The 12,087-nt window shown below is 73.8% G+C and carries 9 protein-coding genes; 7 read left to right on the top strand and 2 right to left on the bottom strand.

Annotation, left to right across the window (positions count from 1 at the left end; all coding sequences use genetic code 11):
* Window positions 1-99 precede the first annotated feature (99 nt).
* Window positions 100-2,754, top strand: a complete 2,655-nt coding sequence (gene alaS, locus ACI1MP_RS07550) for an alanine--tRNA ligase (protein WP_404868114.1) — start codon at window positions 100-102, stop codon at window positions 2,752-2,754.
* Here alaS and ACI1MP_RS07545 read toward each other — a convergent pair.
* Entirely contained in the window at window positions 2,744-3,355 is a 612-nt protein-coding gene (locus ACI1MP_RS07545; protein ID WP_404868113.1) for a GNAT family N-acetyltransferase, read from the bottom strand. The genes alaS and ACI1MP_RS07545 overlap by 11 nt on opposite strands.
* A gap of 276 nt (window positions 3,356-3,631) precedes the next feature.
* On the opposite strand from ACI1MP_RS07545, the gene ACI1MP_RS07540 reads away from it, so the two are divergent.
* Window positions 3,632-3,895 carry a hypothetical protein gene (locus tag ACI1MP_RS07540; protein WP_404868112.1) on the top strand — a complete coding sequence of 88 codons (264 nt, stop codon included), beginning with the start codon at window positions 3,632-3,634 and terminating at the stop codon, window positions 3,893-3,895.
* A gap of 77 nt (window positions 3,896-3,972) precedes the next feature.
* Complete coding sequence (locus ACI1MP_RS07535) at window positions 3,973-6,138, top strand: DEAD/DEAH box helicase (RefSeq protein ID WP_404868111.1); 2,166 nt, start codon at window positions 3,973-3,975, stop codon at window positions 6,136-6,138.
* Window positions 6,139-6,141: 3 nt separating this feature from the next.
* Here ACI1MP_RS07535 and ACI1MP_RS07530 read toward each other — a convergent pair whose 3' ends face one another.
* Window positions 6,142-7,149, bottom strand: coding sequence for an NADP-dependent oxidoreductase (locus ACI1MP_RS07530; protein WP_404868110.1), 1,008 nt, complete (start codon window positions 7,147-7,149; stop codon window positions 6,142-6,144).
* Between the two features lie 194 nt (window positions 7,150-7,343).
* Here ACI1MP_RS07530 and ACI1MP_RS07525 point away from each other — a divergent pair, with 194 nt between their 5' ends.
* The 4 genes from ACI1MP_RS07525 to ACI1MP_RS07510 all read left to right on the top strand — a co-directional run bounded on the left by ACI1MP_RS07525 (window position 7,344) and on the right by ACI1MP_RS07510 (window position 12,022).
* Window positions 7,344-8,045: a hypothetical protein gene (locus ACI1MP_RS07525; protein WP_404868109.1), complete on the top strand. Its 702-nt coding sequence runs from the start codon at window positions 7,344-7,346 to the stop codon at window positions 8,043-8,045.
* 21 nt (window positions 8,046-8,066) lie between these two features.
* Window positions 8,067-8,957 (top strand): LysR family transcriptional regulator, encoded by an 891-nt coding sequence (locus tag ACI1MP_RS07520; RefSeq protein ID WP_404868108.1) that lies wholly within the window; start codon window positions 8,067-8,069, stop codon window positions 8,955-8,957.
* 242 nt (window positions 8,958-9,199) lie between these two features.
* Window positions 9,200-9,823 (top strand): GNAT family N-acetyltransferase, encoded by a 624-nt coding sequence (locus ACI1MP_RS07515; RefSeq protein WP_404868107.1) that lies wholly within the window; start codon window positions 9,200-9,202, stop codon window positions 9,821-9,823.
* A gap of 45 nt (window positions 9,824-9,868) precedes the next feature.
* Window positions 9,869-12,022, top strand: coding sequence for a PQQ-binding-like beta-propeller repeat protein (locus tag ACI1MP_RS07510; RefSeq protein WP_380333146.1), 2,154 nt, complete (start codon window positions 9,869-9,871; stop codon window positions 12,020-12,022).
* Window positions 12,023-12,087 lie beyond the last annotated feature (65 nt).

Raw genomic sequence — 12,087 nt, 5'->3', positions numbered from 1 at the left:
AGCTGGAGAACTGAGAACCACTCAGTCCTCGTTCTCGGCCCGGCTCGGCGTGTGAACACCTCCACCTCTCCCACGACTTCCCGTGAGGGCCATATCGCCATGCGTTCGACGCAGATCCGCTCCACCTTCCTGGACTTCTTCACCTCCCGCGGCCACCGCCAGGTCCCGTCAAGCCCGCTGATCCCCTCCGACCCGACCCTGCTGCTGGCCAACGCCGGGATGAACCAGTTCAAGCCCTACTTCCTGGGCGAGGTCACCCCGGAGTACCCGCGCGCCACCACCATCCAGAAGTGCGCGCGCACCTCCGACATCGACAACGTCGGCCGCACCAACCGGCACGCCACGTTCTTCGAGATGATGGGCAACTTCTCCTTCGGCGACTACTTCAAGGCCGACGCCATCGCCTTCGCCTGGGAACTCCTCACCCAGGGATACCACTTGGAGAAGGACCGGCTCTGGATCACCGTCTACGAGGACGACGACGAGGCCGAGCAGCTCTGGCGCAGGATCGGCGTCCCGGCCGACCGGATCCAGCGGCTGGGCATGGAGGACAACTACTGGTCGATGGGCGTCCCCGGACCGTGCGGGCCCTGCTCCGAGGTCAACTACGACCGCGGGCCGGCCTTCGGCCGCGAAGGCGGCCCCGCCGTCGACGGCGAGCGCTACATGGAGATCTGGAACCTCGTCTTCATGCAGTACCAGCGCGGCGAGGGCGACAAGAAGGGCGACTTCCCGATCCTCGGCGAACTCGCCCAGCAGAGCATCGACACCGGCCTCGGCCTCGACCGCCTCGCCGCGATCCTCCAGGGCGTCGAGAACGTCTGCACCACCGACCTGCTTCTGCCCACCCTCAAGACCGTCCAGGAACTCGCCGGCCGCGACTACCCCGGCACCGGCGAGCAGAAGACCTCCTTCCAGGTCGTCACCGAGCACGCCCGCTCGATCGCCTTCCTGATCGCCGACGGCGTCCTGCCCGCCAAGGACGGCCGCGGCTACGTCCTGCGCCGCCTGATGCGCCGGGCGATCCGCCACGCCCGCCTGCTCGGCATCGACGGCCCGGTGCTGTCCGCCGCCACCGCGAGCGTCATCGGCAACCTCGGCGACGTCTGGCCCGAACTGCACGCCCAGTCCGCGCTGATCGAGCAGGTCGTCGCAGCCGAGGAGGAGTCCTTCACCCGTACCCTCGCCCAGGGCACCCGGCTGCTGGACGCCGCCATCACCCGCACCCGCGTCGCCGGCTCCACCTCCCTCACCGGGGAGACTGCCTTCGTACTGCACGACACCTACGGCTTCCCCGTCGAGCTGGCCATCGAGGCGGCCCAGGACGCCGGCCTGACCGTCGACGAGGACCGCTTCGCCAGCCTGCTCACCGAGCAGCAGCAGCGCGCCAAGAGCGGCGGCAAGGCGAAGACCGCCGAGGCCCTGCGCCGCCAGGACACCTACCGCGAACTGTCCGCCCGCCACGGCCGTACCGACTTCGTCGGCTACGACCGCCTGACCGCCGAGGCCACCGTCCTCGGCGTGATCGCCGACGGCACCCTCGCGTCCGGCGCAGAGCAGGGCCGGACGGTCGAGGCGGTGCTCGACCGCAGCCCCTTCTACGCGGAGTCCGGCGGGCAGGTCGGCGACACCGGCACCGTCCGCACCGCCGACGGCGCCGTGCTGCAGGTCCTGGACACCAAGCTCGGCCTGGAGGGCTTCCACGTCCACACCGTGCGCGTACTCAACGGCGAACTCTGCAGCGGCCAGGCCGTCGAGGCCCTCGTCGACGGCCCGCGCCGGGACGCCGTGGCCCGCTCCCACTCCGCCACCCACGTCCTGCACGCCATGCTGCGCCGCACCCTGGGTGACCACGCCCGCCAACACGGCTCCCTCGTCGACGCCGGACGGCTCCGCTTCGACTTCTCGCACTTCTCCGCCCTCGACCCCACCCAGCTCGCGGCCCTCGAAGCCCTCGTCAACGACCACCTCCTCGACGACCCCGAAGTCCGCATCTGGCACGCCACCCGTTCGGAAGCCGAAGCCGCGGGAGCGACCGCCCTGTTCGGCGAGAAGTACGGCGACCACGTCCGCATCGTCGACATCGGCGACTTCTCCCGCGAACTGTGCGGAGGCACCCACGTCGGCCACGGCTCCAACGCCGGCCCCGTCCGCATCCTCGGCGAAGCCTCCATCGGCTCCAACCTCCGCCGCATCGAAGCACTCACCGGCCGTGACGCCCTCACCTACTACGACACCGAACGCCGCCTCCTCGACGAACTCGCCACCCTCCTCGGTACCCGCCCCAAGGACGCTCCCGAAGCCCTGCGCAAGCGCCTCGACGCCCTCGCCGCCGCTCAGCAGGAACTTCGCCGCCTCAAGGACACCGAGTTGCGCGAACAGGCTTCGAAGCTCGCCGCATCGGCCCGCCCAGTCGCCGGTGGCCGGATCGTCATCGAGAGGGTGGCCGGCCTCAGCCCCGAGGACCTACGCACCTTGGCCGCCAGCACCGCCGACCTCCTCAACGACGACCGCGCCGTGGTCGTCATCGGTACCGCACAAAGTGACAGGGCCCTCCTCGTGGCTGCCGTCACCCGCAGCCTTCACGAGGCAGGCACTCAGGCCAGCCAGATCCTGGTGCTGGCCGCCCGCGTGGTTGGTGGCGGAGCCGGCGGAAAGGGCCCCATCGCGAGCGCCGGTGGACGCTGTTCTGCGGCACTCGACAACGCACTGAGCGCCGCCGCTCAGGATGCGATGCGAATTCTCAGGCAGTAGAACCGGGATGCCTGGCACGGGCTGCCGGATCTCCTGCTCCGGGGGAGGTTCGGCAGCTCGCTTCCTCCAGCCGATCAAGCCGCAGGGTCTTCAACAGGACCACGCTTTCGTAATTGGTCACGGCCCATCTCCAGGTACCGATCGGTACATACCCGCGCCGGCGGTACCAGCAGACCAGTTCGACAGCCCGGGCCGATGTGTCGATCACCGCATCCAACGACCCGAGCGCAACGATGCGTTCCTCTGCCAGGCTCAGTAGCCGTTGCCCCAGACCGATCCCCTGGCATCCGGGGTCCACTGCCAGCTGCCAGAACGAGCCGGCTCCGATCGGAGCCGGGTACCCCTCGGGTACCGTGTACGGTGCCGCCACCGTCACAGTTCCCAGAGCCCTGTTCCCCTTGACAGCAAGCCAGCACTCCCCCTCACCCGCGCGCGCAATGGTGTCCTCCACGGACTGGTACGAGGCGAAGAACATCCGGCCAGCAGCGACGTGACCTGCATAGGCCCGATGGAGCAGCTGGGTCAGATCCTCGGCCGAGTCGCCTCTGGTGAAGCGACGCAGAAGAATTTGCGAACAGGATTCGGCGGAATGCGGTGTCACATGAACAAGTCTCAGTCACTCTGCCTTCATGAGGCCTCCTGACGCACGTGAACCGGAAAGCCGGTCCATCGTCAGGAACCACTCACGATCAGCGAGCTCGAATGACGCGGGAGGAGCGCCTCAAGATCCTTGGCGCGGAGACGGTCGCGGCCATCCATCGCCGGGTGGCTGCTGCACCGCCACCATCGCCTGAACTGATCGCCGAACTGCGTCCGATTCTGGCCCCCGCGATGGAAGACTTCCAAACCGCCCCACTGGGGCCAGCGGTCGCTCGTCGTGGGTCGGCGCGCGCTCCTGTTCGTCTCCCGGATCTCCGGTAGGTGGTACGAGGACGCCGGGGAGGGCGACCTGCCCATCGAGGAGATCGACGGCTCCGAGTGCGCGCTCCACCGGGTCGCTCACGAAAGGGTCCTGGCCTTCGGCGGCCTGCCCGACGCTCTTCGGGCCGGCCGCCGACCGCACCACACGCTGCCGACCGGCACGTGCTTCGAACCGGCCGGCTTGGAGCGCCACTTGACGGGCCTCGTCGAGGGCCGGTGACGCGTTCGGCCAGGTGACGGGGCCGACTGCCAGAATGGCCCGCGATCGGTGGGTTCGGGCGAGGAGGCGTGGGATTCGTGGGAAGCAGGCGGCGGGCCAGGGAGGTCGTGGGGCGGGCGGGGCGGTTGCGGGAGGCTGCGCGAGGGGTGGTGGCGGAGCGGGCGGCGGCGGTGGGAGCGGTGGTGGACGCCCATGCGCGGATCTTCCGGGGGCTGGTGCGGGCCGAGCTGGAGGGGATACCGGTCGAGCGGCTGAAGGAGGTCACGGAGGGGCGGCTGCAGACCGGGGTGCTGGCGGGGGCGGGGTACCGGACGGTCGCGCAGGTGTGCGGGGTGAACGCGCAGGAGCTGGTGCGGATCCCGGGGATCGGGGGGCCGACGGCGAGTCAGCTGGTGGGGGCCGCGCGGCAGATCGAGGAGGCGGTGGAGCGGAGTACGGCGGTGCGGATCGATCCCGCCCGGCCGGACGAGGGGAGCGCGGAGCTGCTGGTCGCGCTGCACCGGCTGGTGGTGGCCGGGCCGGGCGCGCGCCGGGCGGCGGCGGAGGCCGCGGAGCTGGACGAGTTGCTCGCTGCGCCGATGGAGGCGGCCCGGCCGGCCTGCGGGTGGGTGCGGGGGGTGCTGGCCGGGGCCGGGCGGCGGGAGGAGGCGCGGCGGGCGGTCGAGTTGCTGGAGAAGCAGGTCGCGTTCGCGGAGGCCGACGGAGTTCCGCTGCGGCTCGCCCAGGCCGGGGCCGACCTGTTGCGGCCGGGGGCGGGGGAGGTGGAGGTCTGGGTCGAGTTCGAGCACCGGGCCGCCGAGTTCTACGCCGAGTTGGCGCTGCTGGAGGAGGAGGGGCGGCTCAGCGGCGTCGAGCGGGGCGGCCGGGGCGCCGCCGAGGGGCATCTGCCGGACGGGCTGGCCGAGCAGGTGCGGGCCGAGCCGTTGGACGACCGGGGCTGCACCGTTTCGCTGCGCGGCTACCAGGCGTTCGGGGCGCGGTTCGCGCTGGCCCGCAGGCGGGTGATGATCGGCGACGAGATGGGGCTGGGGAAGACCGTGCAGGCGCTGGCGGTGCTGGCGCACCTGGCGGCGGCGGGGGAGCGGCACTTCCTGGTGGTGTGCCCGGCGTCCGTGCTGGTCAACTGGCAGCGGGAGACGGCGGATCGGACCACGCTGGCCGCGCACCGGTACCACGGGCAGGAGCGGGAGACGGCTCGTGCGCAGTGGCTGGAGCGGGGCGGCGTGCTGGTCGCCACGTACGAGTCGCTGCGGACGCTGCCCGCGGACCCGGTCGCCGCGCTGGTGGTGGACGAGGCGCACTTCGTGAAGAACCCGGCCGCGCTGCGCACCCGGCTGGTGGCCGAGTGGGCGGGGCGGACCGAGCGGGTGCTGTTCCTGACGGGCACGCCGATGGAGAACCGGGTCGAGGAGTTCCGCACGCTGATCGGCCACCTCCAGCCCGAGCTGCTGACCGAGCTGCCCGCGAGCCTCGGCGTGGCCGGGTCGGTCGCCTTCCGGCGGGCCGTCGCGCCCGCGTACCTGCGGCGCAACCAGCAGGACGTGCTGACCGAACTGCCGGACGTGGTGCGGGTGGACGAGTGGGACGAGCTGTCCGGTCCGGACCGGGAGGCGTACGCCGCGGCGGTCGCGGAGGGCAACTTCATGGCGATGCGGCGCGCCGCGTACGCGCGACCCGCGCAGTCGGCGAAGCTGCGGCGGCTGCGCGAGCTGGTCGCGGAGGCGGCCGAGAGCGGGCACAAGGTGGTGGTGTTCTCGTACTTCCGGGAGGTGCTGGCCACCGTCCGGGACGCGCTGGGCGAGGTGGTCGCCGGCACGGTCGCCGGGTCGGTGGCGGCCGAGGCGCGGCAGGAGCTGGTGGACGCGTTCACCGCGGCGGACGGCCATGCGGTGCTGCTGTGCCAGATCCAGGCGGGCGGGCTCGGCCTCAACCTGCAGGCCGCGAACGTGGTGGTGCTGTGCGAGCCGCAGCTCAAGCCGACCCTGGAGGACCAGGCGGTGGCCCGGGCCCAGCGGATGGGGCAGATCCGCCGGGTCCGGGTGCACCGGCTGCTCGCCACGGACAGCCTGGACCGCGGGCTGGTGGAGATGCTCCGCGGCAAGGCCGAGCTGTTCGACAGCTACGCGCGCCGCAGCGAACTGGCCGAGTCGGCCCCCGAGGCGGTGGACGTCTCGGACCGCGCGCTCGCCGTACGGATCGTGGAGGACGAGCAACTGAGGCTGGCAGCGAAGGAGTCGGCCTAGACATCAGAGGCGGACCAGCATCTTGCCGGTGTTCGCGCCGGTGAGCACGCCGAGGAAGGCGTCCACGGTGCGATCGAAGCCGTCCAGGACGGTCTCGGGGGAGATCACCCGGCCGGAGCGCAGGTGCGGGGCGAGCAGGTCGTACAGCTCCTCCTGGGCGTCCATGTGGTTCCGGACCAGGAAGCCCTCCAGCCGGATGCTGCGGCCGACCAGTTCGAACAGGTTGTGCGGGGCGGCGGGCGGTTCGGTGGTGTACTGGGCGATCGCGCCGCACCAGGCGATCCGGCCGAAGTCGCGCATCGCGCCGATCGCGGCGGCCAGGTGGTCGCCGCCGACGTTGTCGAGGTAGACGTCGATGCCGTCGGGGGCGGCGGCGGTCAGCAGGTCGGCGACCGGGCCGTCGTGGTAGTCGAACGCGGCGTCGAAGCCGAGCCGGTCGGTGAGGAAGGCGGTCTTCGCGGGCGAGCCGGCCGACCCGATCACCCGGCGGGCGCCGAGCAGGCGGGCCAGCTGGCCGGCCGCGGTGCCGACGCCGCCGGCGGCCGCCGAGACGAACAGGTCCTCGCCGGGAGCGAGCCTGGCGATCCGGGTCAGCCCGACGTACGCGGACAGGCCGGTGCCGCCGAGGACGCCCAGGAACGCGCTGAGCGGGACGCCGGGCAGGTCCGGCAGCACCCGGACGTCCGCGCGGGTCACCACGGCGTGGGTGCGCCAGCCCTGGCGGTGGATCACCGTGGCGCCGACCGGCAGCGCGGCGCTGCGGGACTCCACCACCCGTCCCACCGTCCGGCCCTCCAACGGGGCGTTCAGCTCCCAGCCGCCCTCGCCGCCCTCCATCGAGCCGAGCATGTACGGGTCCACGGACAGGTAGGCGTTCTCCACCAGCGCGCTGCCCTCGGTGAGCGGCGGCAGCTCGTCGTCGACGAAGGCGAACTGCTCGGCGGTGGGCATGCCGTCCGGGCGGGCGACCTGGTGGATGGCGCGGGCGGTGCGGGTGGCGGTGCGGGACATGGCGAACACTCCTGTGGAAGAAGGGGGTTGACGAGAGGAAACGCTAGGCGGGGCGGCGCGGCCGTGGCAGGGGGCGGCGTCGATGGCTGGGGCGGATCCATGAACGGCGCTCATGGCCGGCGGCGCCCCGGAACCCGAACCCGCGTGCGTGCGTCCAAGGCCCGTCGGTTCGGAGGCGGGGAGAGGATTCGGGAATGGCAGCGGCACAGCGGTACTGGTTCGCGCTGATGGTGTGCGGGGTGCTGCTCGCACTGTCCCTGCCGTTCTATCTGACGGGCAGTCAGGCCTGTAGTCCGGAGCCGTCCGTGGAGGGGCTGTCCCTGTGCGCCGCGCCGGTCTGGTCGCCGGTGGGGATCCTGGGCAGCTACGAGCTGGCGCACCCCGGGGCGCTCAAGCTGTACTGGTCGGCCGCCCTGGTGGGCGGCAGCTGTGCGCTCGGCTGGTGGTACCGGCGGTCGGGGAACGGGCGGCGGGCCGCGGCGGGGGTGCTGGTCGCGGTGCTGCTGACGGCTGCCACGACGGTCCTGACCTGGGCGGACTGGCGCGGCTTCCGGACAGCGTCGGCCTGGGTGGAGTCGACCGAGCTGCTCCGCTTCAACGGGGCCACGCCGCTGCTGGTCATCGGCGCCGTGCTGCTCGCGCTGGCGGTCGCCGAGCGCAGCGCGGGGCTGTCGGCCTTCGCGGTCGGGTTCTGCGGGCTGGTCTACGTGTTCGCCACCCGCGACTCGTTCGGGGTGCTGCACGACCTCGGCGCTCCGGTCGACGTGCTGAGCGACCCGGCGGGAATCCGGCAGCTGCTGAACCTGGCGATACCGGCCGCGGTGCTGCTGGTCGCGGCGGGGGCCGCGTACGCCGCCGGCGCCCGGGGTCGTCGACGCTCCCGGCCGGCGGCGTAGCCGAGGCCGTACGCTGCGAAGGTGGCAGAGGATCTGGTCCCGCAGGAGCTGCGGGTGTTGGTGGCGGTGGCCGACCGCGGCAGTTTCACCGGCGCGGCGGAGGCGCTCGGGCTGACGCAGTCGGCGGTGTCGCACGCGGTGCGCGGGTGCGAGCGCAAGCTGGGCGCGGTGCTGTTCGAGCGGGGGCGGCGCGGGGCGGCGCCGACGGCGGCGGGGGAGCGGGTGGTGGGGCACGCCCGCCGGATCCTGCGGCTGCTGGCGGCGCTGCCCGGGGAGGCCCGGCAGGGCGAGCCGGGCGGGCCGCGCGGGAAGGTGCGGATCGTGGCGTTCCGCAGCGCGGCCGGGCGGGTGCTGCCGACGGTGCTGGCCCGACTGGCGGTCAGCTGCCCGGAGTTGGAGCCCGAGGTGCGGGTGGTGCGGGACCTGGGGCGGGGCACCGCGGGGGAGGTCGCCGACGGCCGGGCCGACCTGGCGCTGGCCACGCTGGGTGCGGCGATCCCGTCGGGGCTGGTCTCGGCGCCGCTGTACCGGGAGGGCTACGCGCTCGCCCACCAGCAGGGCCACCCGGACCCGCGCAGCCTGCCGCTGGTCGACTGGGACGAGAACTGCGGCTCCTACACGGCCGCTTGGTGGCGCCGACAGGACTGGATCCCGCCCGCGACCATCAACGTCTCCGACGACACCGTGGTGCTCTCGCTCGCCGCGCAGGGCCTCGGCATGGCCATCATGCCGATGCTCACCCTGGACCGGCTGCCGGACGGGCTCGCCGTCACCGACCTGGGCCCGGAGCGTCCGTCCCGGCAGGTCGGCTACGTCACCACCCCGGAACTGGCCCGGACCGCGGCCGTGCGGGCCGTGGTGCGGGAGCTGCGCGCCGTCGCCCTTCCGGCGGGTGCGAGCGCGGAGCGGTGAAAGGGGTGTCCCGCCGCCCGTAGCGGGGGCGCCCGGCCCGGGAGAGAGAGTGGGCCGGGTGGGCGGCGGGACTGGAGTGACGAACCCCACCACTGAGTCTGCGAGCCCGGGCTCACGTTCCACTAACGTCCCGCTGACGTGCGGGAACAGCCGTGGGATGTGGTTGACTTGACGAGTGGTCGAAGGGCCGGGGAGGGTGTGCCGGGGTGGCACGCGGGCCCCGGAGGCGACGGGGGAAGTCGATGAGAGCGCTCGCCGAGGTGCGGGACGATCCGCTGACGGACGACGGGCTGCTGCTGCGCAGGCCGCGGCCCTCGGACGCCGCCCTGGTGCACCGCGGCACCCACGACCCACTGGTGCGCGAGTTCCTGCAGGCGGTGATCCCGCACCGGGACGAAGCGGCCGCCGAGCGGTGGCTGACCGAGATCCCGCCGATGCTCTGGCAGACCGGCCGGGCCGCCTACTTCGCCCTCGAAGCGACCGGGGAAGAGACCGCGGAAGCGGTCGGCGAAGAACCCGGCTCAGAACCCGGCGAGGAAGTCGGACGGGCCATCGGCTGGGGCGAGTTGGTGAACCTCGACCCGGAGCAGGACAGCGCGGAGATCGCGGTTTGGCTGCTGCCCGAACACCGCCGGCTGCGCACCGCGAAGAGCGCGATGCGGCTGGTGTGCCGGTTCGGGTTCGAACGGATCGGCCTGCGCCGGATCGACGCCTTCGCCGCCGCCGACAACATGCCCAGCCAGCTGACGGGCGCCGCGATCGGCTTCCGTCGGGCCGGATACCTCCCCGCGCTGTTCCGCAGCTCCCGCACCCAGCGGCTGCACGACGCCGTGTACGCGACGCTCGTACCGGAAGACCTCTGCTGATCCACGGGGTCCCCGACACCCCGCACCTGAACCAGGAGTGACGACATGTCAGAAAGCAGCCTCCGGCTGGAGGACGGCGCGCTCGGCGAACTGCTGATCACCCCCGAGGGGTTCCGCGCCGTCCGTGACGGGCAGGAGCGCACCGGCCGGGTCGACGCCGCGCTGATCGTCCGCGTCCTGACCGCCCTCGGCGAGGCCCCCGCGCCGGCGCCCGGCGCCCCCGCCCCCGCGGCCGGCCGTCGGTTCACCGTCAGCGGCCTGAACGGCCGGGCGGACCGGCAGTGGACGGACGGCACCGCCGCGCCCGTGCCCGCCGCCGTCGCCCCGTTCGCGACCCTGCTGGCCCAGATGTTCGGCGAGCCCGGCGAGCCCGCCGCGCTGCCCGGCGCGGTCGCCCTCGGCCACCCGGCCGCGCAGACCGCCCGCAGCGCCGCCGCCGTCGGCACCGTCGGCGGCCGCGCCGCGTACGCGCTGGTCGAGGAGGACGGCTCGTTCGGCCTGACCGCGCTCGACGACGCCGCCCCGCTCGGCGGCTCCGACGCCGACGCCGGCCTCGCCCCGTCCGCCGTCGCCCTCGGCGAGGCCGGCGGCCGCTCGCTGTTCGCCGTCGGCGGCACCGACGGCTCGGTGCAGGTCTGGGACGCCACCACCGGCCAGGTGGTGCACGGCTCCACCGGCGGCGAAGGCGCCCAGGCGGTCGCCGCGCTGGTCTGCCGGGACATCCCGGTGGCGTTCTCGGCCGGCCAGGGCGGCGACCTGCGGGCCGTCCGCGCCGACGACGGCCGGGTGCTCGGCAACCTGCCCACCGGCGGCCACGGCGCCACCGTGCTGCGCGCCGCGCACTGCGCCGGCATCGACCTGCTGGCCGCGGCCGCCGCCGACGGCACCGTGCGGGTCTGGGACGCCGGCACCGGCGACCAGCTGCACCTGCTGGTCGGCCACCGCGGCGAGGTCCGCTCGATGGCCGTCCTCACCGTCGACGACCAGGCCGTGCTGGCCACCGGCGGCCACGACCGCACCGTACGGGTCTGGGACCTCGCCACCGGTCAGCCGGTCGCCGAACTCGCCGGCCACACCGGCACCGTCACCGGCCTCGCCTTCACCACCCTCGACGAGCGCCCCGTGCTGGCCTCGTGCGCGCTCGACGGCACCGTCCGCACCTGGGACGTCTACGACGCCCGCCCGCTGCACGGCTGGCCCGCCGGCGGCTGGCTCACCGCGCTGGCCGCCGCCGACGGCGTCCTGTACACCGGCGACGAGACCGGCCGGATCACCGCCTGGGACGCCGCCACCGGGCAGGCCCGCACCGACGCCGCCCCGGCCGGCCGGCCGGGCAGCCCGCTCGCCGCCCTCGCCGCCGGCGCCCTGCACGGCCGCCCCGTGCTCGCCGCCGGCTTCGGCGACGGCACGCTCGCTGCCTGGGACGCCCCGACGGGCCGTCAACTGCTCGAAGTGGCGGCCGACGGCGGCCCCGTGCACAGCCTCGACCTGACCGCCGACGGCCCCGACGGCCCGCTGCTGGTCTGCGGCACCACCGCCGGCGCCGTCCGCAGCCACCGCCTCGCCGACGGCGTCGCGCACCCGCTGCCCGTCCCGCACGCCGGCCCCGTCACCGGACTCGCCTTCACCACCGGCGACCAGCCGCTGCTGGCCTCGGCCGGCCGCGACGGCGTGATCGCCGTCCGCGCCGCCGCCACCGGCGACGACAGCCGGCGCTTCGTCACCGGCCACGGCCCGATCACCGCGCTGGCCGCCGTCCTGGCCGGCGGCCAGCCGATCCTCGCCACCGCCGGCGAGGACCTCAAGGTCCGGATGTGGCACGCCGGCAGCGGCGCCGCCGGACCGGTCTGCGAAGGCCTCACCCGGCCCGCCGAGGTGCTGTCCTTCACCGAGATCGGCGACCGCCCCACGCTGATCGCCGGCACCTCCGACGGCAACGTGCTGGTCTGGGACGTCCAGAGCGGCCAGCGCACCGCCCTGCTGACCGGCGGCGGCGCGGCCGTCCGCGCCGTGGTCGGCCGCGAGCTCGACGGAGAGGCGCTGCTCGCCGCCGGCGACGCCGCCGGCACCCTGCGGCTGTGGCACCTGACCAGCTCCACCCTGCTCAACGAGGCGGCGCTGGACGGCACTCCGCTGGCCATCGAGCTCGACGAGGCCGGACTGCGGATCGTCACCCCGGGCGGCGCCGTCACCCTCTGACGACCCGTCCGGAGCGCCGTCGGAACGGGCCCTGATTTTATGTACCGGATAACGACCCGGTAGCC

Source organism: Kitasatospora griseola, from assembly GCF_044999035.1.
GTDB classification, from domain to species: Bacteria; Actinomycetota; Actinomycetes; order Streptomycetales; family Streptomycetaceae; genus Kitasatospora; species Kitasatospora griseola.
Note: the sequence above shows the minus strand (reverse complement) of the source record. Positions and strands in the feature narration are given on the sequence as shown.